Below are 26,141 nucleotides of genomic sequence, written 5' to 3'. Positions count from 1 at the left end.
GCGAATAATCGCGTCTTCCTGTCCCCAGCCGAGCCGGGGAGAGAGCGGCAGGCCAGAGACGTCAGACGGTTTTCGTCGTCGTTTTGGCCTTGGTTTTGGAAGAAACCGGAACGGCAATATCCACCCCGGCAACCCGTGCCCGGTCATTGCATGCGGCAATGGCGTGTTCGTCGCGAACCATGGAGATTCCTTTTCCGCTGTTGCTCTTAGAAGGTTTTCCACAGGAGTCAAGGTTTTTGCGCTCGGAGGCGGAGGGCGAAAGCGGCAGCCATCATGGTGCGACGTTGTCATGCCGCTGTCATCCTCGGGAGGTATCCCGGCCCGGTTGTCAATGTCTGCAACGAAAACGGGGGTTTTCCATGCGTACGCTTCTTGCCGCCTTTACGGCCACCACCATCCTTGCGGGCGCCGCCCAGGCGACCACGGTCTATCCGCTCGATCGCGCCACGATTCTTGCCGGTTCGCCGTTCGATTTCAAGGTCGAGATCAACAAGCAGGTCAAGCCGGAAGATGTGAAGATCACGGTCAACGGTCAGGATTACAAGACCGTTCTCGGGGGCGAAGCGCAGTTCATCGAGCTGGAAAAAGGCAAGGAAGACAAGGCACTCGGTTCCGCTCTTCTGCTCCGCGGCCTGAAGATCTCCGCACCCGGCGCCTACAAGATCGAGGTCTCCGCCGGCGATGAGACGAAGTCGGTCACCTGGGACGTTTATGAAACAGCCGCTCAGCCGAAGGCCAAGAACATCATCTTCCTGCTCGGCGACGGCCTTTCCGTTGCGCATCGCACCGCCGCCCGTATCATGTCCAAGGGCATGACCGAGGGCAAAGCGAACGGCCGCCTGAACATGGACGATCTCGATCATATGGCCTTCATCGGTACGTCAGCGACGAATGCCGTCGCCACGGATTCGGCCAACACCATGTCGGCCTTCATGACGGGGCACAAGACGGCCGTCAACGCGCTCGGCGTCTATGCGGACCGGACGCCGGCTCCGCTCGACGACCCGCGCGTCGAAACCTTTGGCGAGGCTGTTCGCCGCACGACGAAGAAGTCGATCGGCATTGTCGCGACGTCCGAAATCGAGGATGCGACGCCAGCTGCGGTCGTTTCCCATACCCGCAGCCGCAGCGAAAAGGCCGACATCGTCGGCATGCTGCTCGAAGTGAAGCCGGAAGTCATCCTTGGCGGCGGCTCGGCCTATTTCCTCGGCAAGGAAGTCGCCGGTTCCAAGCGCAAGGACAATCAGGATTACATCAAGCTGTTCCAGGACGCCGGCTACAAGCTCGCAATCGACAAGAACGAGCTCGCCGCCAATGCATCGGCTGACGGCAAGCTGCTCGGCCTCTTCCACACCGGCAATATGGACGTGACGCTCGATCGCGAGTTCCTGAAGAAGGGCACCGTCGACAAGTTCCCGAACCAGCCGGGTCTCGTCGAGATGACCAAGGTTGCGCTCGACCGCCTCTCGAAGAATGCTGACGGCTTCTTCCTGATGGTCGAAGGCTCCTCGATCGACAAGATGTCCCATCCGCTGGATTGGGATCGTGCGGTTATCGACACTATCGAATTCGACAAGGCGATCGGCGTTGCCCGCGAATTCCAGAAGGCCCATCCGGACACTCTGATCGTCGTCACCGGCGACCACACGCATGGCGTATCGATCATCGGCACAGTCGACGACGAGAAGCCCGGCACGGAAATGCGCGAAAAGGTCGGCACCTACGCCGAAGCCGGCTTCCCGAACTACAAGGACGAAAATGGCGACGGTTATCCCGACCAGGTCGACGTCAGCCGCCGCCTGTTCCTCAGTGCCAACAACGGCCCCGATCATTATGAGACCTTTCGTCCGAAGCTCGATGGTCCTTTCGTTCCGGCCGTCCAGAACGAGAAGAAGGAATATGTCGCCAACGAACAGTATAAGGATGTTCCCGGCGCCGTCTTCGTACAGGGCAATCTTCCGAAGAGCAGCGAGAGCGGCGTTCACGCCGTCGACGATGTCGTGCTGCAGTCGGCCGGTCCTGGTGCCGAAGGCTTCCATGGTTACATGGAACAGAGCGACGTCTATCGCGTGCTCGCCGACACCTTCGCTCTCGGCGCCAAGCAGACGAATTGATCGAAAGTCGATCTTGCAGGGCCGCTTGCCGGCCTTGCCTCTTTTGTCGATCATGGTCCCGGCCGATTACAGCGCCGCGCGTCTTCCGGACGCGCAAAAGGACGCTGTAACACTTTGAAGCTGGCATCGTGCTTTCCGAAAATCGTTTCGATTTCGGGCCGATGCCAGAGGCCGGGATCTACTTCTTGGAGGTCGCCATGGACATATTCTCTTCGCTGCATCTCAGCCGCCGCCGGCTGATCGGCGCTGCCATTGCGTTTCCCTTTGCTGCTTGTGCTGCGCGCGCGGCCGGCGCTTCGCTTTCGTTCGACGAGCTCTATGGCAAGTTCGGCGTGCTCGGTCTCGAATTCTCGGACAAGGTGAAGCGCCTTGCCGGGCAGGAAATCAACATGAAGGGTTTCATGGCGCCGCCACTGAAGGCAGAGGCGCAGTTCTTCGTACTCACCGAAGTGCCGATGTCGCTCTGCCCCTTCTGCTCTTCGGATGCGGACTGGCCCGACAATATCGTCGTGGTTTATCTCTCGGAAAAGCAGACCTTCGTGCAGCCGCGCCAGACAATCGAAGTGCGCGGCACGCTGGAATACGGCTCCTGGACCGATCCGGAAACCGGCTTCGTCAGCCTATTGCGGATCCGCCAAGCCGAATATTTTGCTGTTTAAACCGACATGCTCGCACTCGATATCGAAAACCTTGATGTCACCTTTCCGGGCCTCAGTTCGCCGGCGCTGGCAATCGGCCGCCTGTCGATCGAGGCCGGCAGCAGGGTCGCCATCACGGGGGCATCAGGCTCCGGCAAGAGCACCTTCGTCAATGTCGTCACCGGCCTTGAGCGGTCGCGGCAGGGCCATATCCGCTGGAACGGTGAGGATATCGCCGCTTTTTCGGAAAGCCGGCGAGACCGGTTCCGCGCCGTCAATATCGGCTTGGTCATGCAGGAATTCCACCTTTTCCCCGGCCTGTCGGCACTCGAAAACGTGCTTCTGCCTGCCCGGCTTGCCGGCGCCGCGACGGCCGCCGTCATCGAGCGGGCGCATGTACTTTTGAGCACGGTCAACCTGTCCCGGCCCGGCCAGAAGATCGAGAGCATGTCGCGCGGCGAGATGCAGCGCGTGGCGATCGCCCGCGCGCTGTTGCGCAAGCCCGGTGTCATCATTGCCGATGAGCCGACCGCGAGTCTTGACGCAGAAAGCGGTGAGGCCGTCGGCGATCTCCTCCTCGATCTTGCCAATGCCGAAGGCAGCACGCTGATCGTCGTTTCCCACGACCAGCGGCTCGCCGGCCGTCTCGACCGGCGTATCACGCTCAGTTCCGGCCGGATCAGCGAGGATTCCATTGCCGCTGCGGGGGAGGCTGCATGATCCGCTTCATTTGTGCCGATCTTCGCCGCCTGTGGGCGGGATCACTGGTTGTCGTGCTCCTGGTGGCGCTTGCGACCGCGCTCGGCGTCTCCGTGGTGCTGCAGGAGCGGGCGCTTCGCCTCGGCAGCGCGCGCGCCGCCGACAAGTTCGACCTCGTCATCGGCGCCGGCGGCAGCGAGACACAACTCGTGCTCTCCTCCGTCTTCCTGCAGCTCTCGCCCCTGCCGCTGATGCCGGGCGAGGTGCTGGCAAAACTTGCCGCCGACCCCCGGGTCGACTGGGCGGCGCCGATCGGCTTCGGCGATTTCTTCTCCAGCTACCCGATCGTCGGTACGACAACAAAGATGTCGAACAAGCTGTCCGGCGATCTCGCCGAAGGCAAGGCTTTCACCCACGAAGGAGAGGCAGTGATCGGCTCCGCGGTCAGGCTTTCGCTCGGCGATGAAATCAAGCCGATGCACGGTTCGGCGGAAGAAGGGGGCGAGACCCACACCGAACTCGCTTATCATGTCGTCGGTCGCCTGCGGCCGACGGATACTGCCTGGGACCGGGCGATTCTCGTTCCTATTCAGGCGGTCTGGCACATTCACGGGCTGGAGGCGGAGGAGCATGCGGGAGACGCCGAAGAGGACGGACACGATCATGATCATGCAGGCGCCGATCGTGACGCGCACGATCATCATGGAAAGCTCGATCCGGAAGCCGTGCTGAAGGAGACCTGGGCCACAGATGCTCCAGGCCTTCCGGCCATCCTCGTCAAGCCGAAAACGATCGCCGATGCCTATAAGCTTCGACGGGATTATCGCAACGGCAATACCATCGCCGTCTTCCCCGGCGAGGTGCTGACAAATCTTTACGCAACGCTGGGCGACGCCAAGCAGATCCTTGTTGTGATCGCTTCCGGCGCACAGGCTCTTGTCGCGGCCTCACTGGTCCTGGTCACGGTCATTCATATCGGCCAGCGCCGCCGCCAGATCGGCGCGCTCAGAGCCTTCGGCGCCCCGCGCGGCGCGATCTTCGGCATCGTCTTCCTGGAATTCTTCTTTCTGGTGGCAGTCGGCATAGCACTTGGATTTGCGCTCGGTTTCGCCGCGGCGCTGACCTTGTCCGGCATGCTCTCGCAGACCAGCGGCATCGCCATGCCGGTTGGCTTCGCCCGGGAAGATGCCGAGCTTACGGGGGTGTTGCTCGCCTTTGCCGGTATTCTCGCCGCATTGCCGGCGGTGCTTGCCTACCGGCAATCGCCGGCGCAGGCGCTGAGGGCGTAGCAGGTCCCTTCGCAAACCGGCTGAACCGTCCCGCCGCCAATGTCATCGCCGGTGCGGAGCAACGCTCCGATGCGAGTGACGGAACGCGACTTCGTTAGACTAAAGTCATAATCCCAAAGCATCTCTCTTTGCGGCCTGTCTTTTCTGGCACACTCTCGTCAGGCGTGTCGCGGCCCGGGGTATGCTTTGAGGAGAGTCGGCCGCGCCCGTTGCTCATCACTCTGTGGAGGACAGACAATGGCAAATGTCACAAGCATCGACGGCGCGAAGGCCGGTCCGATGACGGGCGAGGAGAAGAAGGTCATCTTCGCTTCTTCGCTCGGCACCGTTTTCGAATGGTATGATTTCTATCTTTACGGTTCGCTCGCTACCTATATCGGTGCGACCTACTTCACCCAATATCCCGAGGCGACGCGCAATATCTTTACGCTGCTCGCCTTTGCCGCCGGCTTCCTGGTACGTCCGTTCGGCGCGCTGGTTTTCGGCCGTCTCGGTGATCTCGTCGGCCGAAAATACACCTTCCTGGTGACGATCCTGATCATGGGCATGTCGACCTTCCTCGTCGGTATCCTGCCGGGTGCGGCCAGCATCGGCATCGCAGCCCCGATCATTCTGATCGGTCTTCGCCTGCTCCAGGGTTTGGCGCTCGGCGGTGAATATGGTGGTGCTGCAACCTATGTCGCCGAACATGCGCCGAACGGACGGCGCGGCTACTTCACCTCATGGATCCAGACGACGGCGACGCTCGGCCTGTTCCTGTCGCTGATCGTCATCATCCTGGTCCAGTCGCTGATGGGTCCGGTTCAATTCGCAGCCTGGGGCTGGCGCATCCCGTTCCTGGTCTCGGTCGTGCTGCTCGGCATTTCCGTCTGGATCCGTCTGAAGATGAATGAATCGCCGGCGTTCCAGCGCATGAAGGCAGAAGGCAAGGGCTCCAAAGCGCCGCTGACCGAAGCCTTCGGGCAATGGAAGAATGCCAAGATCGCGCTCATCGCCCTTCTCGGCGCCACCATGGGCCAGGCAGTCGTCTGGTACGGTGGCCAGTTCTATGCGCTGTTCTTCTTGCAGAACGTGCTGAAGGTCGATCTGTTTTCGGCCAATGTCATGGTCGCTATTGCGCTCTTCCTCGGCACGCCATTCTTCGTCATTTTCGGCGGTCTTTCCGACAAGATCGGCCGCAAGCCGATCATCATGGCAGGCCTCCTACTTGCAGCAGTGACCTATCAGCCGCTGTTCAAGGCAATGACCTGGATGGCGAATCCCGCGCTGGCCGAAGCGCAGGCGTCGATCCGCGCAACGGTCACGGCCGATCCGGCGGATTGCAAATTCCAGTTCAACCCGACGGGTACGTCGAAATTCACCAGCTCATGCGACGTGGCGACAGCATTTCTGACGAAGAACTCGGTGCCATATGACGTCGTGCCGGGTCCCGCCGGACAACCGGCGACGGTGAAGGTCGGTAACGGTACGATTACCAGCTTCGACGTCGTTGCTGCCGGCGACAAGGCGAAGGGCATGACCGCCGCCTTCGAAAAAGGCGTCAACATTGCGCTCCATGATGCCGGCTATCCGCTGAAGCGGGCCGCCGCCAAGGTGCCGGATAGCAAGCTCGACGCCTTCATCGCCGCCAATCCTGAACTGGCGCTCACTGCCGATGCGGTGCGCGCCGGCGACAAGGAAACCATGCCGGCAGCCAAGCTGGTCGAAGGCAAGCTGCTGACGGCGGACGAGGCCAATGGCGTCACCGACATGGCGGTCTACAACATCGCCAATGGCGGCAGCTATGCCATGGTTGCCGATCCGACCCGCGTCAACTGGGTCGGCACGATCGCCATCCTCTTCGTCCTCGTCATCTATGTGACGATGGTCTATGGCCCGATCGCGGCCCTTCTGGTCGAACTCTTCCCGACCCGCATCCGCTACACCGGCATGTCGCTGCCCTATCATATCGGCAACGGCTGGTTCGGCGGCCTGCTGCCAGCGACGGCCTTCGCGATGAGCGCTGCCGCGGGTGATATCTATTACGGTCTCTGGTACCCGATCGTCTTTGCGGCGATCACGCTGGTGATCGGCCTGATCTTCCTGCCGGAAACGAAGAACAGGGATATCCACGCCATGGATTGATGACGCGTCCGCGTCTGACATGCTCGAAAAACAGCCCGGCGCTCACAAGGCGCCGGGCTTTTTCGCGTCGGGGAACAGGCGCTTGGCGAGCGGCCAGCCGTCCGGCGCCAGTTTGAAGAGCAGGCCACAACGGGCATAGACGATCGCCGTCAGCAGTGAGAACCAGCCGCCGAAAGCAAGACCGGCGATAACGTCGCTCGGATAGTGCGCACCGACCATGACGCGCGTCATGGCAAGCCAGATGGCGAAGGCGATGAAGAGAATGCGGTAACGCGGAAACAGAAGCGCAAAAGCGGCAAAGAAGGCGCCGACCGTGGTGGAATGGCCGGAGGGAAAACTTTCGAAAGCGGCATGACCTGAAAAAGGCGTGAAAGAAAACATGCCGTAATCGTGGAAGTGGTCGGGACGCGCCCTTCCAATCGCCCGTTTCAGGAGGTTGGCGAGAAGCCCGGAGCAGACGACCGTAGTGAAAAGGTAGGCGCCGATCCAGCTGACATAAAGCGCCTGTGCCCTGGAGCGCGCCGATTTCAGGAGCTTGTATCCCGCCCTGCCCTGGAAGAACAGAAGGACGCTGGTGTAGATCAGCCAGGCGGAATCGCCGAAGCCCGTCAGCAGTTCGCCGAGGTGCTTTACAGCTGCAGGAGGCTCGCTGGCGCCGATCGGCGCGTCGAAGAGCAGCATGGAAAGGATGACGGCGTTGATCGTGATGAAGAGACAAGCCTGCCAGCGCAAAGGCGGCATCGCAGCGTCGCTCCGGCGCCAGCGCCTGTCCAGGGAAGCCCAAAATGCCCGCATGCCGTCGTCCGTTCGAATTAGCCTTCGAGCGCCGCGCGTGCGGCAGGCGCTCTTTCACTTTGAACTGGCGCATAGACCGGAAATCGTTTCCAACTTCCAAAATATGCGGAGGTGAAATCCGGCGCAAAAATACACGAGATTGTGGCCGAGGATAGTCCGTTTCGGTTAATTCAATCGAGTCCGGCGGGTTTTGTCTATCTCTGAAAAGCCCCCCGCATGCGTGATGCGAAGGGCGGGAACTGTTTCACGTGAAATATATCAGGCCGAAAGCGCCTTGAATTCGGCGAGGATTGCATCGCCCATCTCGACCGTGCCGACCTGCTGGCAGCCGTCGGCCATGATGTCGCCGGTGCGGATGCCCTTGTCGAGCACGTTGGCGATCGCCTTTTCCAGGTCATCGGCTTCCTTGACCATATTGAAGGAATAACGCAGGCACATGGCGAAGGAGGCGATCATGGCAATCGGGTTGGCAATGCCCTTGCCGGCGATGTCGGGGGCCGAGCCGTGCACCGGTTCATAGAGCGCCTTGCGCTTGCCGGTCTTACCGTCCGGCGCGCCGAGCGAGGCCGAGGGCAGCATGCCGAGGGAACCGGTCAGCATGGCGGCGACGTCTGAAAGCATGTCGCCGAAGAGATTGTCGGTGACGATGACGTCGAACTGCTTGGGCTGACGCACCAGCTGCATGCCGCCGGCATCGGCCAGCATATGTTCGAGCTCGACGTCGGAATATTTCGCCTTATGCGTTTCGGTCACCACCTGGTTCCAGAGCACGCCCGACTTCATGACGTTGCGCTTTTCCATGGAGCAGACGCGGTTCTGCCTTGTGCGGGCCATTTCGAAGGCGACGCCGGCGATGCGCTCGATCTCGTAGGTATCGTAGACCTGCGTGTCGATGCCACGCTTCTGGCCGTTGCCGAGGTCAATGATCTCCTTCGGTTCGCCGAAATAGACGCCGCCCGTCAGCTCGCGGATGATCAGGATGTCGAGGCCTTCGACCAGTTCCGGCTTCAGCGACGAGGCCGAGGCAAGCGCCGGATAGCAGATGGCGGGACGCAGGTTGGCGAAGAGCTGCAGGTCCTTGCGCAGGCGGAGCAGGCCGGCTTCCGGGCGCACTTCGTAAGGTACGCTATCCCATTTGGGACCACCGACCGCGCCGAAGAGAACGGCGTCGGCGGCAAGCGCCTTCTGCATGTCGGCTTCCGAGATCGCCGCGCCATGGGCATCGTAAGCGCAACCGCCGACAAGGCCTTCGTCGGTGACGAAACCGGCATTCATCGCCTCGTTCATATAGGCGATAATCTTGCGGACCTCGCCCATCGCCTCGGGACCGATGCCGTCACCCGGCAGCAGGAAAAGATTGCGCGCAGTCATGAAACCCTCCTGGAAAAACAAGTTGCGGCTTCTTAGACCCCGGAAATAGGCATTTCAAGCGAGAGAAGGGTTGAATCGGTACGCTTCAATCTCTGCGTCGGCCCGATTTTTCGGCCGGTTCAGAGATTGAAAGTATAACAGCGTCCCTTGCGCGTCTGAAAGCGCGGGCCTGTAGGTCAGGAAGGTTGCTCCTGTGCCGGCAAACGGATTAGAACCGTCGTCTCACTTATTTCTTGGATGTTTGCATGGCTTCAGCACCCCTCCATCTCGACACGCCCCTGGTTGGGACATCCCCCGGCTATAGCGCCAGCGGCAAACCGCTCTGGCTGAAGCTCGATGCGCTGCAGCCTTCCGGCAGCTTCAAGCTGCGCGGCGTCGGCCGGCTGTGCCAGCAGGAGGTGAAAGATGGTGCGCGCGAGATCTTCTGCGCCTCCGGCGGCAATGCCGGCATTGCCGCGGCCTATGCCGGCCGGGCGCTCGGCGTGCCGGTCACGATCGTCGTGCCGGAGACGACGGCGGCCGATGTTCGGCAGTCGATTGCCGCAATCGGCGCGAGTGTCCTCGTCCACGGAGGCGTTTTCGACGAAGCCAATGCCCACGCGGTCGAACTCGCCCGCAGCCGCAAGGCGACCTATGTGCACCCTTTTGACCATCCGCTTCTGTGGGATGGTCATGCCACGCTGATCGATGAGGTCGTTGCGAAGGGTGCGACATTCGATTGCGTCGTCACCAGCGTCGGCGGCGGCGGGCTGCTGGCCGGCATTGTCGAAGGGCTGAAGCGGAACGGCCTTTCCGGTGTCCCCGTCATCGCAGTTGAAACCGAAGGGGCGGCGTCACTTCACGCAAGCCTCAAGGCAAACGAGCGCGTTACCCTTCCCGCCATCACCTCGATTGCCACGTCGCTCGGTGCAAGGCAGGTGGCGCAGCATGTCTTCGATCTACCGAAGCAGCATCCGATCGAAAGCGTTGTCGTCAGCGACGCCGATGCCGTCGCCGCCTGCCTGAAATTTGCCGATGCGCATCGCATCCTCGTGGAGCCGGCCTGCGGTGCCGCCCTTGCCATTGCCGATGTGCATGCCGGGCTGCTTCAGCGCTTTGACAATCCGCTGATCGAAGTCTGCGGTGGCATCGGCGTGTCGCTCGAAAAGCTGAGGCTTTGGAAGGAGAAGTTTCTCTGAGCTGTGGCCTCTCGATTCCCTCTTCTCCCCTCGGGGAGCAGGTGCCCGTAGGGCGGATGAGGGGGCCGGCGGAACCGGCCTTTCCATAGCGCTCATGCCGGTTTCGGCCGTATTGGCCTATCTCGGCAATATCTAGAGGCAAGGCGCTGCCGTCAGACGTGGCAGATATGTTCTGACGGGAGGGGTGATGCCGTGTGGCCCCCTCATCCGCCTGCCGGCACCTTCTCCCCGCTGGGGAGAAGAGGAAATGCCGCGCCATCTCCGTTCCTCGCCCGCTCTCGGCATTGCGAGCCCTCTTGCCGCGAGCGGAGTCCGGGTCGAGACGAAGTAGCGAGTTTGTCAGCAAGCTAAGCCGCGCGAAAACCCGGCCTGATCGGCAGACAACCCGTCAGGGGTCAAGCCGCCCAGGGATGCGACGCGGCGTTCTTCTTTTCGAATTCGTCAATCGCCTTGCCCTTTTCCAGGGTCAGACCGATATCGTCGAGGCCGTTCAGCAGGCAATGGCGCTTGAACTCGTCGAGATCGAACTTGATGGAGCCGCCATCGGGTCCGGTGATCTCGAGGTTTTCGAGGTCGACTGTCAGGATGGCGTTGGAGCCGCGCGAGGCGTCGTCCATCAGCTTGTCGAGGTCTTCCTGGCTGACTTTGATCGGCAGGATGCCGTTCTTGAAGCAGTTGTTGTAGAAAATATCGGCAAAGCTGGTGGAGATCACGCAGCGAATGCCGAAATCGAGCAGTGCCCAGGGAGCGTGCTCGCGCGAGGAACCGCAGCCGAAATTGTCGCCGGCGACTAGGATCTTGGCATCGCGATAGGCCGGCTTGTTCAGCACGAAATCGGGATTTTCGGAGCCGTCTTCATTGTAGCGGGCTTCGGCGAAAAGGCCCTTGCCGAGACCGGTGCGCTTAATGGTCTTCAGATAGTCCTTCGGGATGATCATGTCGGTGTCGATGTTGACGACCGGCAGGGGCGCTGCAACGCCCGTGAGCTTCACGAATTTATCCATGACCTATGCTCCATTTCAGCAAAACGTACTTTCCTGAATGTGCATCTAGTCCAGTTTTTCGCCGAAATGAAGGAGAATCTTTCTAAAATGGCGGCCACGCGACGTTCGCGTGGCCTGGGGGCGGTGCGAGGCCTGTTACTTGGCAGGCGCGTTCAAGCCCCAGAGGACGCCGAACGGATCGCGAAGCTGGCCGTAGCGGTCACCCCAGAACATCAGTTCGACCGGCATGACGACTTCGGCGCCGGCGGCCACGGCACGATCCCACCAGAAATCGATATCATCGATAACAAGCTGGATGGCAAAACCTTCATGGCCTTTGAAGGGATGGCCGTATTCGGGATAGGCATCCGCCAGCATGAGGGAGCTGCCATTGATATAGAGATGAATATGCATCGTCCGGCCGCTTTCATCGACCGGCACCCTGTGGGCCTCTTCGGCGCCGAAGGCCTTCTTGTAGAATTCCGCGGCCTTCACCGCACCATCGACGGTCAGGTAGGGCAGCAGGCCATTCTTCACCGGCGGCAGCTTGGCCGGTTTGTCTTCCATCGTATCCATGCTCGTCCTCCATCGTTTTTGAGCGCCGGCTGAATGCCCGGCTGCTTCAAAGACGTATCATGGAAGCATGATCCGACAGTGGCGGCCAATATTTTTGAAAGCAGGACCTCAGAGATCGATGATCGTGCCGCGGCCGTCGTTCCAGACGCGCATCTCCGGCTTGCCGTTGTTTGCCTTGACGCGCACCGGAGCGGGCTTCATCTTCATCGAAAGCGCGCGCCCGACCATGAACACGGTCAGGATGCCGCCGACGGCAAGCGTCACCGAGAAGGTGAGAAGCAGCATGGCGACAAAGAAGGTGGCGCCGGCCAGCATGAAGAAGATGGAGCGAATGTTCTGCATGGGTTTGAAACCTTTCTACAGAAAGGAATGTGGTCCTTCCTTTTCCTCTCTGCAAGGCAAGCATGGCTTTTTGTTGTCTTGCCGGGCTTTGCGAAGCTTGGCACTAATGGCTGATGAAGCAAACCACACCTCTGCGTTCCTCAAGTCTGCGCCGCTCGGTGCTGAGCGTGCCGGCCATCAATCTGCGGGCGCTCGAAAAGAGCCGTTCCCTTGATTGTGATGCGGTTATTTTCGACCTGGAAGACTCCGTCGCGCCCGAGAGCAAGGGCCAGGCGCGGGAAAATCTGCATGCTTTTTTTGCCGGACCGCCGCTCGAGGGCAAGGAAAGGATCATTCGTATTAATTCTTTGTCATCCGGATTCGGGGCGGCGGATCTCGATCTGGTCAAGGCGCTTTTGCCCGACGCCGTTCTCCTGCCGAAAGTGGATGGACCCCAGGATGTCATCGATATTGGCGATCTGCTGGCCGATGCACAGGTGCCAGAGGAGCTGCGCATCTGGGCAATGATCGAAACGCCGCGCGGCGTGCTGAACGTCGGGGCGATCGCCGAAACCGGCCACATGCTCGGGGCGCGGCTCGATTGCCTCGTCGTCGGCCTCAATGACCTGCGCAAGGAAATCGGCGTCCTGCCGCAGCCGGGGCGAAGCTTTCTCGTGCCCTGGCTGATGCAGGTCATTCTCGCGGTCAAGGCTTATGGGCTTGATGCGCTCGACAGCGTTTTCAACGATTTCCGGGATGGCGAAGGTTTCGACGTCGAATGCGGGCAGGGTCGCGCTATGGGTTTTTCCGGCAAGATGCTGATCCATCCCGCGCAGATTGCGGCCGCCAACCGGCATTTCGGTCCGAGCGCGGAAGAGATTGCCGAAGCGCAGGCAATCATATCAGCCTTTGCCGATCCGGCCGCCCAAGGCCTCAACGTCATCAATGCGAACGGCCGGATGATTGAGCGGCTGCATCTTGTCCAGGCCGAAGCTCTGGTTCATAAAGCCCGCCTGATTTCTGCAAGAAAGCCCGCCTGATGAAACTCTACCGCTTCCTGACCGGTCCCGACGACGCTTCCTTCTGCCACAAGGTCACCGCCGCCCTCAACAAGGGCTGGTCTCTGGAGGGCTCGCCGACCTATGCCTTCAATGCCGCAACCGGCGCGATGCAATGCGGCCAGGCCGTCGTCAAGACTGTCGAAGGCAAGGATTACGATCCGGAGATGAAGCTCTCCGAGCAATAGCGCGTTCTGCCGAACGCACGGTTTCAGCGCTCGGCGGCTTCCTCGGCGCTGGCCTCGATCCGCTCCATATCCTCATCGCTCAGCCCGAAATGGTGGCCGATCTCGTGGATCAGGACGTGAGTGATGATATCGCCGAGCGTCTCGTCGTTCTCGGCCCAATAGTCGAGGATGGGGCGACGGTAGAGGCGAATGCGGTTCGGCATTTCGCCGGTTTCCACGGTGAAACGCTCCGAAATTCCCCTGCCTTCGAAAAGGCCGAGCAGGTCGAAAGGCGTTTCCAGCGCCATATCCTCGAAAACGTCGTCATCGGGGAAATCCTCGATCTCGATGGTGAGATTGGTCGTCAGCTGGCGGAATTCATCCGGTAGATGGCTGTAAGCCTCCATGGCCAGCGACTCGAAGGTGCTGATCGTCGGCGCATGGCGGTCCTGCCAATCATCGCTCTGGTCTACGCGGGCCATGAATATTCCTTCCTTTGCGGGCCCATATAGAACCTTTGTCGCCGATTTTCGAGTGCGGAATCAAAGGCAGGAATAAATTCATAAAAAATGATTGTTGACTCTTCTTCAGCTCTCTGGAATCCATAAGAACATAACAGGAACAAGACGGACGGAGTGAACGCCATGGCGCAGAACGCCCTGGCGCGCGAGCGGCTTTTTGCGCTCCGCGAAACCATCGCCAAGCTAGAAGGAAAGCCTGCGCCGGCGCTTGCGGCAGCGGAGCGGGAAGCCATGGCTTCGGAAAAGACCGGAGAGATTCAGGAACGGAACGACCTCGGGCTTCGCCTGCCAATTGGCGTGTCACCGCTCGACGAGGCAATGGAAGGCGGCCTGCCGCTCGACGCGATCATTGAATTTCGCGCTGCAAGTTCCCGCGATGCTGGGGCGGCAAGCGGCCTGGCTCTGGCTGTTGTGACGTGGATGCAGAAACAAGAGGAAGATGCCGGGAGGTTTCTGCCGCTGCTCTGGATCGGCGATGCGGTTGGCGTGCTGGAAGCAGGCCGGCCTTATGCCCCGGGGCTTAAGGATTTCGGATTGAAGCCGGAGCGATTTTTCCATGCCGCACCGCGCAAGCTGGAGGATGCGCTCTGGCTTGCGGAAGCTGCCGTTGAAAGCGCAGCCTTCTGTGCCGTCGTCATGGAGGTGCGTGGCAATCCTCTGCATTTCGGTCTGACCGAAAGCCGTCGGCTTAGCCTCAGGGCGCGTGCCGCCCGCCGTCCGCTTTTCCTCATCCGTCAAGCCGGCGCGGAGGAAGCGAGCAGTGCTGCTTTGCGCCTTCGGGTCGAGCCGGCGCCGTCGAATCTGCGGCCGTTACCGGACGGATCGAAGCTAGCCGGCAGTATCGGTAACCCGATTTTCCGTCTCACGCTGGAGAAGAGCCGACATCCGGCTCCATTCTCCTTCCTTCTGGAGTGGAGCCCCCATGAACGCGAATTTCTTGCCGTCGACAAACCAAGCTTCACTCGGTCTCCAGGCGAAAAATCAGCGCATTCTGGCGCTCAGCTTCCCGCATCTGGCCACAGATCGCATCGCACGCAAGCGCTGGGGGCTTTCCTGGCGTTCGAAAGGGCGTCCTGAAGAACCGCCGCTCGTCTGTTGCGGCAAGCTCAACAACGCCATGCGTTTGACGGCGCTGGACGAATTCGCCGAGAGGTTGGGATTGCGGAAGGATCAAGGCGTTGCCGAAGCGCGCGCCATGTATCCGGCGCTCGATGTCATGGAAGAAGATCCTGCGGCCGACCGCCGGCTTCTGGAAGCCATTGCCGACTGGTGCGACCGTTATACGCCGATGGTGGCGTTCGATGGCAGAGATGGGCTGCTTCTCGACATTACCGGCTGCGCTCACCTCTTCGGCGGGGAAAGAGCTCTTCTCAAGGATATTCTGTCGCGGCTCTTCCATATGGGGCTCGATGCACGAGGTGCGATCTCATCGACGCCGGGCCTTTCCTGGGCTGTCTCCCGTTTCGGAAACGGCGGCATCGTGGAAGACGAGGAGACGGAACATGTTTTGATGCCGCTGCCTGTCGCGGCCTTGCGCCTGGAAGAACAGATCGTCGAGGCTTTGAAAAAGCTCGGGCTCAAATATGTCGGCGATGTCATTCATGCGCCGCGGGCGCCGCTCACCCGCCGTTTTGGCCCGGCGCTGCTTCTGCGGCTCGACCAGGCGCTGGGCCGCGAGGAGGAGCCGATCTCGCCCCGGCGTCCCGTCGCCAGTCTTTCGTCCGAACGTCGTCTGATCGAGCCGATCGGAACGGAAGAACAGATCCTTGCCGTCACCGGGCAGATTGCCGTGTCGCTGAAGCCGTCGCTGGAAGCGCGCGGTGCCGGCGGGCGGGTGTTCGAGCTAGTGCTGTTTCGTGTCGACGGCAGGGTTTTCCGCATTTCCGTCGGTGCTTCGCGGCCGCTTCGCGAGCCGAAGCTCGTTGCAGGGTTATTTTCCGAACGGCTGCATGCGATTTATGACGATATCGATGCCGGCTATGGTTTCGAGATCCTGCGCCTGAATGTGCTGCGGCATGACCCGTTCAACGACACGCAGGGCGATTTTGAAGGTGACCGGCAGGATGAAATCTCTCTTTCAACCTTCGTCGACCGCGTTTCGGCCCGTCTTGGCCGGGATTGCCTGCAAAGTTTCCAACTTCGGGAGAGCCATGTGCCGGAGCGGGCCGTGATCACGGTACCGGCAATGGAGAGCCTACCGGCATTGCAGAAAGTGAAGCAGGACAGCGCGCTTCCTTTTCGTGAGGAGCGCCCTCTGCGGCTCTTTGCAAACCCGGAGCCTGTTGAGGTCGCATTTGCTGAAGTGCCGGACGGTCCGCCGCAGACTTTCCGCTGGCGGCGGACACAACATCAGGTGGCAAGAAGTGAAGGACCGGAACGGGTCGCCATGGAATGGTGGATCGATGGGGATGATGCGCAGACGCGCGATTATTTCAGAATAGAGGATGAGTCTGGACACCGCTTCTGGATCTATCGTCAGGGTCTTTATGGTGAAAAACCCGATCCACGCTGGTTCATGCATGGGGTCTTTGCATGAGGGCCGAGCCTGCATTCTTCGAAATCGGCACGAGAACGAACTTCTCGTTCCTCGAAGGTGCCTCCAGCCCGGAGGAGATGGTCGTGCAGGCCGCTCACCTCGGACTCGGCGGTCTCGGCATTGCGGACCGCAATTCGGTTGCCGGCGTCGTCAGGGCACATGCGCAGGCCGAGCAGCTTGAGGAGAGATATAAAAACAGAGATGCGATTATGGCTCAGGCAGCGAAGGAAGGGAAAAGAGAAGAGATTCTCGATCCTATCCGGATTCAGCCGGGCGCCCGACTCGTCTTTTCCGATGAAACGCCTGATATTCTCGCCTATCCCCGCAATCGGCAGGGCTGGGCGAATCTCTGTCGTCTCCTCAGCGCGGGCAATCTGAAAGAAGAGGCAGTCAAGGGCGCCTGCATTCTGACAGAAGCAGAGCTCATGGAATGGGGCGACGAGATGATGCTCGCGCTCGTTCCGGACCGGAGCCTTATCAGCGATCCTGCCCGCCAGCCGGTGCTTGAAGACTATCTGGAGCGGTTTCGCAAACGGTTCCGCAAGGGATTTTTCATGGCGTTGTCGCCAGCCTATGACGGGCGGGACCGGCAGGCCTTTGCGGTGTTTTCCATGCTGGCCGCCCGAAACCGTGTGCCCTTGATTGCAACCAATCAGCCGCTCTATCATCACCCCGATCGCCGGCCGCTTTCTGATATCGTGATTGCGATCCGGGAGCATGTGCAGATCTCGGAAGCCGGATTCCTTCTGGCGCCCAATGCCGAACGCTTTCTCAAGGATGCACGTGAAGTATCCAGGATTTTCCGGGACTATCCTCACGCGGTTGAGAATACGCAGGTGTTTTTCGCAGGGCTGAGCTTTTCCCTGAACGAGTTGAAACATAATTATCCCGCGGAAAACGATCCCGGCGAAACCCCGCAGCAAACTCTGAAAAGGCTGACGTGGGCAGGAGCGGCAAAACGTTATCCGGATGGTATTCCCGAGAAAGTGGCGCAGCAGATCGAGTATGAGCTGAAACTCATCGGCGACAAGAATTATGCCTCCTACTTTCTGACGGTTCACAAGATCATCCAGCACGCTCGTTATCAGATTGGTGTGCTTTGCCAGGGGAGGGGGTCGGCAGCGAATTCGGTCATTTGCTTTTGTCTTGAGATTACCGAAGTCGATCCTCAAAAGAGCACGCTCCTCTTCGATCGCTTTATTTCGATGGACCGGGACGAGCCGCCTGATATCGATGTCGATTTCGAGCATGACAGGCGTGAAGATGTCATCCAGCATATTTATGGAAGGTATGGCGTCGCGCATGCCGGGCTGACGGCAGCCGTCACCAGCTATCGCACTCGTTCGGCAGGCCGCGAAGTCGCCAAGGCTTTCGGCCTGTCGGAGGATGTTCAGTCGGCCATCAGCAGTCTCGTCTGGGGCTGGTCGGAAGACAATCTCTCGGAGCGGGATGCGAAGGCGGCTGGCCTCGACATCAAAAATCCAGTGACGCGGAATGTGCTGAAATATGCATCGGAACTCCTCGGTTTTCCGCGTCACCTCACACAGCATGTCGGTGGCTTCGTCATCACGCGGGACCGGCTCGACGAAGTGGTGCCGATCATGAAGACGGCGATGCCGGATCGATACATGATCGAGTGGGACAAGGACGATCTCGACAATGTCAAGATTCTCAAGGTGGATGTTCTGGCGCTCGGCATGCTCACCTGCCTGCGGAAAGCTTTCTCGCTGCTTGAACTGCATTATGAGATCAAGAAGACGCTCGCCGATCTCGGCAATAGGGAGCATGGAGAAGAAGGCGAGCCGGTCTATGACATGATGGGCCGCGCCGATACGGTCGGGGTTTTCCAGATCGAAAGCCGGGCGCAGATGAGCATGCTGCCGCGTCTGAAGCCCAGGCGCTTTTATGATCTTGTCATCGAGGTGGCGATCGTCCGGCCGGGACCGATCCAGGGCGACATGGTCCATCCCTATCTGAAAAGACGGGAACAGACGAAAAGGAATATTCCGATCGAATATCCGAGTGAGGAGCTGAAGACGGTTCTTGAAAGAACTCTTGGTGTGCCTTTGTTCCAGGAGCAAGCCATGCAGATTGCAATCACTGCGGCAGGCTTTGCGCCAGCGGAGGCGGACCGGCTTCGACGCGCCATGGCAACGTTTAAAAGAACCGGCACGATCGGCAATTTCGAGACGCGTTTCATCGAGGGGATGACGACAAACAAGCGTTACACCAAAGAATTTGCGCAGCAATGTTTCAATCAGATCAAGGGTTTCGGTGAGTATGGATTCCCCGAAAGCCACGCCGCCTCCTTCGCGCTGCTGGTTTATGCCTCCTCGTGGATCAAAGCCTATTATCCCGATGTCTTCTGTGCGGCGCTGCTGAATTCACAGCCGATGGGATTCTACGCGCCGGCCCAACTGGTACGGGATGCACGAGAGCATGGCGTGAAAATCCTGCCGGTTGATATCAACCAGTCGGACTGGGATTGTACCCTGGAAGAGGCCGCCTTCGATCATACGGCCATTGATTTCCGGCACCGTGAAATGCGGGAAATCATCAGGACACGACATGCGGTACGGCTCGGCCTGCGGCAGATCAAGGGTCTTTCGTCCACCGATATGCAGTTGCTCGTCGACAATCGTGGAGGAGGTTACGCGTCGGTGCGTGATCTCTGGCTGCGTTCCGGGCTGCAGAAATCCGTCATCGAGCGACTGGCGGATGCGGACGCCTTTCAATCCATCGGACTATCGCGTCGCGAGGCGCTTTGGGCGGTACGGGCTCTCGATGTGAAGAGCGCAACGGAGGAACTGCCGCTTTTCGGGCAAGTGCGCCATATCGATCTGCAGCCCGAACCTCAGGCAAAGCTGCCGGATATGCTGCCGGGAGAGCAGGTGATCGAAGATTATCGCTACCTGTCGCTGTCGCTGAAGGCGCACCCCGTATCTTTCCTGCGCGACGATTTGCGCAATGCTCGCGTAACACGCAATGTCGACTTGCTGCGCGTCGCGAACGGGCAGCGGGTAACGATTGCCGGCCTGGTGCTGGTGCGGCAGCGACCGGGATCGGCCAGCGGCGTGATCTTCATGACACTGGAAGATGAAACCGGCGTTGCCAATGCGATTGTCTGGCCGAAAATTTTCGAAAAATACCGGTCGGTCGTCATGGGTGCGCGGTTGGTGAAGATCTTCGGAAAACTGCAAAGCCAGAGTGGCGTGATTCATACCGTCGTCGAGCATATCGAGGACATGACGCCTGCCCTTGGTATCCTGCAGCGCGAGGCCCGCCGTTTCGGCGCTTGCGAACGCTCGGACGAGGTATTGCGGCCCGGCGGCGACCAGCGGCAGCTTGGCGATGCGCGCAAGAGGATGGGGCGAGAGACGGCTGCCGCAAGCCGGCATACGGATGTGGCGGAAACCGCCGATATCATGCCGCGCGGCCGGAATTTTCATTGAAACGCGTCGCGCTGCCCTGGCTTATCTCCACGTCTTTTGTCGTGCATGTCATCGCCTCCGAAGCGAATATTAGAAAATTTGCAACAGGCTCCGCCTAACGTGCCTTGCAGGGAAGCGGACTCGAATTTTTTCTTGACAGCAACCATCTTCTTTAGCAGAAAACACGATAGTCAGTGTCATGTTTGGAAATGAAGACGTGCTTGTCTGCAGCTGCAATTACATAACCGACAAGGAAATCCGGGAGGTTATCACCAACCTTCTCGACGAAGATTGTTGGCAGCTTATCGTGCCTGCGAAGGTCTACCACGCCATGGAAAAACGCGGCCGTTGCTGCGGCTGCTTCCCCAACGTGGTCGACATCATCATCCAGGCGACCGAGGAATATCACGCCCGTCGCCACTCGACGGAGGCCGAAATATTTGATTTCATGTCGCGCTTGAAGCAGTTCCATGAGGAAAACAGGAGAGCGGACATTGAAAGGCGACAAAAAGGTCATCGAGCGGCTTAACGAGGCATTGTTCCTCGAACTCGGTGCGGTCAACCAATATTGGGTTCACTATCGTCTTCTCGAAGATTGGGGCTACACCAAACTCGCCAAGAAGGAACGCGCCGAGTCCATCGAAGAGATGCATCATGCCGACCGGCTTGTCGCCCGCATCATCTTCCTCGAAGGTCATCCCAATCTGCAGACCTTGGCCCCTCTGCGTATCGGCCAGAACGTCAAGGAAGTCCTCGAAGCCGACCTCGCCGGCGAGTACGACGCCCGCACGGCCTACAAGAAGTCGCGCGATATCTGTTATGACGCCGGCGACTATGTGTCGATGAAGCTGTTCGAAGAGCTGCTGGCCGATGAAGAAGGCCATATCGACTTCCTCGAAACGCAGCTCGATCTGCTCGAAAAAATCGGCGAAAGCAAATACGGCCAGCTCAACGCCGATTCCGCCGACGAAGCCGAATAAGCTCCTACCAGATGCCGGCCGCGTCAGGGCGGCCGGCACTCCCGTGCTCGCCGCGCGCAAATCGGAAGCATCGCGGTCTGATCAGTCCTCCGATTTCAATGCTGTCAGATGCTGGAATTCGGCGATCACCTGGTCATAGACGGCGCGTTTAAAGGGGACGATCAGGCTGGGTAGCTCCTGCATCGGCTTCCATTCCCAGGCGTCGAATTCGGGATCGTGGCCGCCGGGCGGCGGGTTGATGGCGATCTCGTTCTCGTCGCCCTCGAAGCGGAAGGCGAACCAGCGCTGCGTCTGACCGCGGAATTTTCCTTTCAGTCCGATGCCGATCAGCGTCGGCGGCAGATCGTAATTGATCCAATCGCTTGCCTCGGCGAGCAGCGTCACCGTCCTGATGCCGGTTTCCTCATAGAGCTCGCGATAGGCGGCATCCAGGGGATCCTCGCCCTTGTCGATGCCTCCCTGGGGCATCTGCCAGAGCTGCGGCGAGCCGTCATATTCGGAATTGCCGTCAGGGATGCGTCGGCCGGCCCAGACCAGGCCATCGCGGTTCAGGATCATCACGCCGACGCATGGGCGATAGGGCAGATCCTCGGCTTTCACGGTCGCTTGGCTCATCTTCTTCTCCGTTGAGACATCATCTCAGGGGTTTTTGGGGTCGTTGGAAAGCGCCGCGACGCCGACGATCTCGATGCCGCGCATCGAAGCCTCCTCGCTCCACTTGGCAATGGCGTCGACGCTTTCGTCAAAAGCCGAGGCGATGCCGATCGCCTGGCCGTTTTTGCGTGCGATGCGTTCGAGCTCGTCGAGTTTCTTCAGGATGGCGTCGACATTAAGCTGGCCGTCGAGCTGCAGATCGGCAAAGGCATAGGGCAGTTCGGTCCCCTTGGCGACATCAGCTGTTTTCGACTGCGCCGACGTCCCGTCGTCGAGGAAGAGCAGGCCGCGTTTGCCGATATCGCGCATCACGGGTTCCATGGCGGCAGGGTCGGAAAGGAAACGGCCGCCGAGATAGTTCATGATACCGGTGTAATTGGTGATCTCGCCCATCGCCTTGTGCAGGTTCTCGATGTTGCGGGCGATCGGCTTTGAGGTCAGCAGGGTCTCCGGGCCCGGATCAATGGCCGGATAATCAAACGGTTCCAGCGGCACCTGAAGAAGGATTTCATGGCCGCCGCGGCGAGCCTCCTGCATCCACCGCTGGAGGCTGTTGCCGCTTGCGGCAAGGGCCAGCGTGATCTCCTCGGGCAATTCGGCGATGGCGCGCTGCGTTCCTGTCTGGCTGAGCCCAAGTCCGCTGACGACAATGGCAATGCGCACACCGCGGGCGCCGGACGAGGGGCGGGCATACTGATCCATCGGCCGTCGGCCGTCGGGACCGACGATCGGTAGCCTGCCATAGGCCGAATCCTCGAGCAGTGTCTCGTTCGGCAGCGCCGCCATGCGCGGATCCTGGCCGACCTGCATTGCATCGACCAATACCGGTCCGCTGCCGTCGCGGGGACGGGGGCTGTATTTGGTAACGACGGAGCCGTCGCCGGTGACCATCTGCTCGACATTGGCGCCCGAACGCGGTTCCGCGCGCGGCATTCCATCCGCCGCCTGGCCGGCCGGCATCTGCGCTGGTTGAGGCGTGCTGGAAGAGGGCGCTGCCGCTTGCTCGGTTGCCGGCGGTTTTTTGTGCTCGAGCCCGTCGCCGCGAAAGGCCGTATAGAGAGAGAAGCCGCCTATCGCGAAAAGGCATAGACTGGCGGCGATCCGGCCGAGGCGCAGCACTCCCGGCCGCCGACTGCCGGTTTTGCGGTTGCGCCCCAAAGGCGCATGCAGGTCCGTTCCCAATTTTCTCGCCCGCTCCAAACCGGGAAACAGCAGAAAGGGTCAAGGCCGGGCGAGTGCCCGGCCTTGCAATGATCGATTACTTGGCGACGACGGCCTTGTCCGGGTTCGGCGGGAAGGCCGGGTCGGTCTTCTTGCCGCGCAGCAGGTCGAGCGCGTAGTTCAGCTGAACGTCGTCCTTCGGGTCTGGCGGCACATAGGCAACGGAGCCTGAACCCTCGTCGGTTTCGCTCTGGCCCTTGATGTGGCCGCGCAGGCTGGATTCACCCTCCGTCACCATCTTGCCCTGAAGTTCCTCCGGCAGCGGCTCCTCGACCTTAATGTCGGGTGTGATGCCGGTGCCCTGGATCGAGCGCCCCGACGGCGTGTAATAGAGCGCCGTGGTCAGGCGTAGCGCGCCGTTTTCGCCGAGCGGGATGATCGTCTGGACAGAACCCTTGCCGAAGGAGCGGGTGCCGAGAACGGTGGCGCGACGAAGATCCTGAAGGGCGCCGGCGACGATTTCCGATGCGGACGCCGAACCGCCGTTGATCAGCACAATAACCGGCTTGCCGTCCGTCAGATCGCCCGGGCCGGCATTGAAGCGGCGGGTTTCATCGGGATTGCGGCCGCGGGTCGAAACGACCTCGCCACGCTGCAGCAGGGCATCGGAGACATTGATCGCTTGGTCGAGCAGACCGCCCGGATTGAGGCGCAGGTCAAGGACGTAACCCTTCAGCTTGTCGGCCGGAACGGTGTCCTTGATCTTCTTGATCGCCTTCTCCATGTCGGGATAGGTCTTTTCGGTGAAGGAGATGATGCGGAGATAACCGACATCGTCCTCGACGCGCGACTTGACGGCCTGGACGGCGACGACGTCACGGACGATCGTCAGCTCGATCGGCTTGTCGGCGCCCTTGCGGATCAGCGTCAGCTTGATTGGGGTGTTGACGGCGCCGCGCATCTTCTCGACGGCGTCTTCCAGCTTCAGGCCGCGAACGGACTGCCCGTCGATCTCGGAAATGTAGTCGCCGGCGAGAACACCGGCCTTGGCGGCGGGCGTGTCATCGATCGGCGTGATGACCTTGACGAGCTCGTCTTCCATTGTGACTTCGATGCCGAGACCGCCGAACTCACCCTTCGTCTGGGTGCGCATATCTTCGGCGTCCTTCGCATTCATGTAGCTCGAATGCGGGTCGAGCGAAGACAGCATGCCGTTGATGGCGTTTTCGATCAGCTTGTCTTCGGCCGGCGGCGTGACGTACTGCGCGCGCACGCGTTCGAAGACATCGCCGAATACCGACAGTTCCTTGTAGGTGGAGGATCCGGCTGCTTCTGCCGGCACACCTGCCGAATAAATGACGCTCATCGCGGTCGCACCCATCAATGCGCCGACCAGAACAAGAGAAGCCCTACGAATCATTGCGTGCCTTTCCAGTGTCCTTGGCGGTCCACCACGGTCGGGAATCGACCGGTTTACCGTCTTTTCGAAATTCAATGTAAAGCGTTGGCCGGTCCGTTTCCAGCGCCAATGCAGTTGCGCTCGCCACTCTTTTCGCTCCCATCATGGCGAGCGGTTCACCAGAGAAAACGAATTTTCCCTGACGGGTATTGATGGTATCCATTCCCGAGAGAACCAGGTGGTATCCGTCGCCCGCGTCGAGAATGATCATCTGACCGTAACTGCGGAAAGCGCCGGCAAAAACCACCAGCCCGTCTGCCGGGGCCGTCACCACTGTCTCCGGGTTGGTGGCGACCGTCATTCCCATGGCTTCATGCCCGGTGCCATCGGCATCGCCGAACTGGCGCAGGATATCGCCTGCCACGGGCAGTTCCAATTTCGCCCTCAAATCTGCGAAGGGATATGCGGGCGCAATGCGGTTTTTATCGGGCACGCCGCTCTCGGCCAGCACCTTGGCCTGAGCCCGCTGCTCGTCCGTCAAGAGCTTGCGGTTCTCCTCCGCCTGACGGGCCGCGGCGGCCGCTTCGCGTACTGAGGCGATCTCGGATTCCATCGAGGCGACGAGGCCTTCGAGGCTGGTCGCCTTGCCCGCGAGTTCCTCGGACCGCTTCTTCTCGGCCTCCAGATCAGCGGCGTTGCTGCGGCTGAGCTTGTCGTTTTCGGCAAGCAGCAGATCCATGCGCCGCTCTTCCTCGATGCTGTCGGTCATCGTCGCCGTCAGCTGGCTCTTCTCGGCGGCGCTTGCCGTCTGTAGCGCGGCCAGGCTTGCGAGATCGGCGGCGAGCTTGTCGGTTTCCTTGCGGATGCCGGGAACAACGGCGCCCAGCAGGATGGCGCTGCGCACGGATGCGAGCGCGTCGTCCGGGGTAACGAGCAAAGCCGGCGGCGGATTGCGGCCCATGCGCTGTAGTGCCGCCAGCACCTCGGCCAGCAGGCCGCGGCGTTCGTGCAGGGAACGGCGGATGCCATCCTCCCTGACGCCGAGGTCGGCAAGCTTCTTCTCGCTCTCAAGGATCTGTTTTTCCAGCCCCTTGCGGCGGGCGGCGGAATCGATCAGCGCCTGGCGAATGCTCTGCGTGCTCTTTTCCAGATTGGCGATACTCTGCTGGAGTTCGCTCACCTTATCGGAGGAGAGGCTGATTGATTTCGACAGGGTTTCGAGTTCGACGCGGGTCTGATCCCGTCTGGCGGCAAGTTCGGCGGCCGGATCGGGCGGCGGCGCCTCGGCGGGCGGCGGGTGTGAAGATTGCGCCGCTTCCAGGGCGGCATCCTGGGCCAGAACTGAAAACGGGCTTGTCGAGACGAGGATGACCGCAACACCAAAACCGGCTGCAAGTGCCGGCAAAATCATGCGGTGTCGCCTGGTTGGAGTCGTCGTCATGCGTGTCAGGGCACTCTCTCAAATTGCGCGGAGACTAAGCTGATTTGGCACGCTTTGCCAGAAAGTTTGCAGGAGAAAGCCTGCCTGCGCAAAACACGGCTGCGTGACAATGCGACGCATAGCCGAGCAATGGACTAGCCTGAATAGTCAGACGCGGTGATAGGGGTGGCCGGACAAAATGGTGACGGCGCGGTAGAGCTGCTCGGCGATCAGGGTGCGCACGAGTTGATGCGGCCAGGTCATCTTGCCCAGGCAAAGCGTGGCGTCGGCCCGGTCGTAAAGGCCGGGATCAAGGCCGTCGGCTCCGCCGATTGCAATCGTCAGCTCACGTTTGCCCTGGTCACGGTAGTTTCCGAGCAGCTTGGCGAAGGCTTCACTGTCGAGCGCCTTGCCGCGTTCATCGAGAAGGATGAGAACGCTGCCCTCGGTCAGCGATTTCAGCAGCATCGCCGCCTCTTCTCGCTTTCGAGTCTCCGCATTGGAGGCCCGGCTTTCACCGACTTCAGCAACGCGGGTGAATTCGAGGCCGACAGCAGAGCCGGCCTTGGCGAAACGATCGAGGTAACGGGCCACAAGATCCTTTTCGGGGCCGGACTTCAGCCGTCCCACCGCAAAAAGACCAATTCGCATTTCCCCGCTCCTGCTCGTGACGGCATCTCAGGCACACGATACACCGCGGCCGGCTTCTCATGTTTCCCGGCCAGT

At 60.4% G+C, this 26,141-nt stretch carries 24 protein-coding genes and 1 pseudogene; 13 read left to right on the top strand and 12 right to left on the bottom strand.

Features of this window, described 5'->3' with window-relative positions:
• Positions 1-61: 61 nt before the first annotated feature.
• A complete protein-coding gene (locus tag PH551_RS32905) occupies positions 62-268 on the bottom strand; it encodes a hypothetical protein (RefSeq protein ID WP_085779883.1) in 207 nt (68 codons plus the stop codon).
• A 91-nt stretch (positions 269-359) separates the two neighbouring features.
• Here PH551_RS32905 and PH551_RS12750 point away from each other — a divergent pair, with 91 nt between their 5' ends.
• The 5 genes from PH551_RS12750 to PH551_RS12730 all read left to right on the top strand — a co-directional run bounded on the left by PH551_RS12750 (position 360) and on the right by PH551_RS12730 (position 6,864).
• On the top strand, positions 360-2,114 hold the full coding sequence (locus PH551_RS12750; RefSeq protein ID WP_285193264.1) for an alkaline phosphatase: 1,755 nt from the start codon (positions 360-362) through the stop codon (positions 2,112-2,114).
• A 197-nt stretch (positions 2,115-2,311) separates the two neighbouring features.
• Positions 2,312-2,773: a hypothetical protein gene (locus PH551_RS12745; RefSeq protein WP_221114766.1), complete on the top strand. Its 462-nt coding sequence runs from the start codon at positions 2,312-2,314 to the stop codon at positions 2,771-2,773.
• 6 nt (positions 2,774-2,779) lie between these two features.
• Positions 2,780-3,472, top strand: coding sequence for an ABC transporter ATP-binding protein (locus tag PH551_RS12740; protein WP_285193263.1), 693 nt, complete (start codon positions 2,780-2,782; stop codon positions 3,470-3,472).
• Positions 3,469-4,740, top strand: coding sequence for an ABC transporter permease (locus PH551_RS12735; protein WP_285193262.1), 1,272 nt, complete (start codon positions 3,469-3,471; stop codon positions 4,738-4,740). The genes PH551_RS12740 and PH551_RS12735 overlap by 4 nt, the downstream gene beginning before the upstream one ends.
• A 237-nt stretch (positions 4,741-4,977) precedes the next feature.
• On the top strand, positions 4,978-6,864 hold the full coding sequence (locus tag PH551_RS12730) for an MFS transporter (protein ID WP_097598307.1): 1,887 nt from the start codon (positions 4,978-4,980) through the stop codon (positions 6,862-6,864).
• Between the two features lie 42 nt (positions 6,865-6,906).
• Here the strand turns inward: PH551_RS12730 and lpxE are convergent, their stop codons facing one another.
• Entirely contained in the window at positions 6,907-7,659 is a 753-nt protein-coding gene (gene lpxE, locus PH551_RS12725) for a lipid A 1-phosphatase LpxE (RefSeq protein ID WP_285193261.1), read from the bottom strand.
• 258 nt (positions 7,660-7,917) lie between these two features.
• Positions 7,918-9,030: a 3-isopropylmalate dehydrogenase gene (gene leuB, locus PH551_RS12720; RefSeq protein ID WP_285193260.1), complete on the bottom strand. Its 1,113-nt coding sequence runs from the start codon at positions 9,028-9,030 to the stop codon at positions 7,918-7,920.
• A gap of 245 nt (positions 9,031-9,275) precedes the next feature.
• Here leuB and PH551_RS12715 point away from each other — a divergent pair, with 245 nt between their 5' ends.
• The gene (locus PH551_RS12715) at positions 9,276-10,208 is read left to right on the top strand and encodes a pyridoxal-phosphate dependent enzyme (RefSeq protein WP_285193259.1); all 933 of its coding nucleotides are present in this window, start codon (positions 9,276-9,278) and stop codon (positions 10,206-10,208) included.
• A 395-nt stretch (positions 10,209-10,603) separates the two neighbouring features.
• Here PH551_RS12715 and leuD read toward each other — a convergent pair whose 3' ends face one another.
• The 3 genes from leuD to PH551_RS12700 form a co-directional block, all read right to left on the bottom strand.
• Complete coding sequence (gene leuD, locus PH551_RS12710) at positions 10,604-11,212, bottom strand: 3-isopropylmalate dehydratase small subunit (protein WP_064708129.1); 609 nt, start codon at positions 11,210-11,212, stop codon at positions 10,604-10,606.
• Between the two features lie 135 nt (positions 11,213-11,347).
• Entirely contained in the window at positions 11,348-11,767 is a 420-nt protein-coding gene (locus PH551_RS12705) for a VOC family protein (protein WP_285193258.1), read from the bottom strand.
• Between the two features lie 108 nt (positions 11,768-11,875).
• Positions 11,876-12,109 carry a hypothetical protein gene (locus PH551_RS12700; protein WP_285193257.1) on the bottom strand — a complete coding sequence of 78 codons (234 nt, stop codon included), beginning with the start codon at positions 12,107-12,109 and terminating at the stop codon, positions 11,876-11,878.
• 113 nt (positions 12,110-12,222) lie between these two features.
• Here PH551_RS12700 and PH551_RS12695 point away from each other — a divergent pair, with 113 nt between their 5' ends.
• Positions 12,223-13,128 (top strand): HpcH/HpaI aldolase/citrate lyase family protein, encoded by a 906-nt coding sequence (locus PH551_RS12695; RefSeq protein WP_285193256.1) that lies wholly within the window; start codon positions 12,223-12,225, stop codon positions 13,126-13,128.
• Entirely contained in the window at positions 13,128-13,334 is a 207-nt protein-coding gene (locus PH551_RS12690; protein ID WP_009996762.1) for a DUF1737 domain-containing protein, read from the top strand. Before PH551_RS12695 ends, PH551_RS12690 begins: the two co-directional genes overlap by 1 nt.
• Before the next feature lie 23 nt (positions 13,335-13,357).
• Here PH551_RS12690 and PH551_RS12685 read toward each other — a convergent pair whose 3' ends face one another.
• A complete protein-coding gene (locus PH551_RS12685) occupies positions 13,358-13,795 on the bottom strand; it encodes a metallopeptidase family protein (RefSeq protein ID WP_085779871.1) in 438 nt (145 codons plus the stop codon).
• 162 nt (positions 13,796-13,957) lie between these two features.
• Between PH551_RS12685 and PH551_RS12680 the strand changes: the two genes are divergently transcribed.
• The 5 genes and pseudogenes from PH551_RS12680 (at position 13,958) to bfr (ending at position 20,781) form a co-directional block, all read left to right on the top strand.
• Positions 13,958-14,911: an ImuA family protein gene (locus PH551_RS12680; RefSeq protein ID WP_285193255.1), complete on the top strand. Its 954-nt coding sequence runs from the start codon at positions 13,958-13,960 to the stop codon at positions 14,909-14,911.
• The gene (locus tag PH551_RS12675; protein WP_285193328.1) at positions 14,823-16,370 is read left to right on the top strand and encodes a Y-family DNA polymerase; all 1,548 of its coding nucleotides are present in this window, start codon (positions 14,823-14,825) and stop codon (positions 16,368-16,370) included. The genes PH551_RS12680 and PH551_RS12675 overlap by 89 nt, the downstream gene beginning before the upstream one ends.
• Entirely contained in the window at positions 16,367-19,822 is a 3,456-nt protein-coding gene (locus PH551_RS12670; protein WP_285193254.1) for an error-prone DNA polymerase, read from the top strand. The genes PH551_RS12675 and PH551_RS12670 overlap by 4 nt, the downstream gene beginning before the upstream one ends.
• 99 nt (positions 19,823-19,921) lie before the next feature.
• A pseudogene (locus tag PH551_RS12665) lies at positions 19,922-20,330 on the top strand ((2Fe-2S)-binding protein).
• Positions 20,296-20,781 (top strand): bacterioferritin, encoded by a 486-nt coding sequence (bfr, locus tag PH551_RS12660; RefSeq protein ID WP_064805736.1) that lies wholly within the window; start codon positions 20,296-20,298, stop codon positions 20,779-20,781. Before PH551_RS12665 ends, bfr begins: the two are co-directional and overlap by 35 nt.
• Before the next feature lie 81 nt (positions 20,782-20,862).
• Here the strand turns inward: bfr and PH551_RS12655 are convergent, their stop codons facing one another.
• From PH551_RS12655 to rlmH, 5 genes are all read right to left on the bottom strand, one after another.
• Entirely contained in the window at positions 20,863-21,396 is a 534-nt protein-coding gene (locus PH551_RS12655; protein ID WP_085779867.1) for an RNA pyrophosphohydrolase, read from the bottom strand.
• Positions 21,397-21,420: 24 nt separating this feature from the next.
• Positions 21,421-22,617, bottom strand: coding sequence for a divergent polysaccharide deacetylase family protein (locus PH551_RS12650; RefSeq protein ID WP_285193253.1), 1,197 nt, complete (start codon positions 22,615-22,617; stop codon positions 21,421-21,423).
• Positions 22,618-22,693: 76 nt separating this feature from the next.
• On the bottom strand, positions 22,694-24,016 hold the full coding sequence (locus PH551_RS12645; RefSeq protein WP_003543943.1) for a S41 family peptidase: 1,323 nt from the start codon (positions 24,014-24,016) through the stop codon (positions 22,694-22,696).
• Positions 24,006-25,406 carry a murein hydrolase activator EnvC family protein gene (locus PH551_RS12640; RefSeq protein WP_285193252.1) on the bottom strand — a complete coding sequence of 467 codons (1,401 nt, stop codon included), beginning with the start codon at positions 25,404-25,406 and terminating at the stop codon, positions 24,006-24,008. Before PH551_RS12640 ends, PH551_RS12645 begins: the two co-directional genes overlap by 11 nt.
• Positions 25,407-25,583: 177 nt before the next feature.
• Positions 25,584-26,066, bottom strand: a complete 483-nt coding sequence (gene rlmH / locus PH551_RS12635; RefSeq protein WP_221113834.1) for a 23S rRNA (pseudouridine(1915)-N(3))-methyltransferase RlmH — start codon at positions 26,064-26,066, stop codon at positions 25,584-25,586.
• Between the last annotated feature and the right edge of the window lie 75 nt (positions 26,067-26,141).

The sequence above is a fragment of the Rhizobium atlanticum genome (genome assembly GCF_030182485.1).
Lineage (GTDB): Bacteria > Pseudomonadota > Alphaproteobacteria > Rhizobiales > Rhizobiaceae > Rhizobium.
The sequence above is the reverse complement of the archived record's forward strand: the minus strand, read 5'-3'. Positions and strand labels throughout refer to the sequence as shown.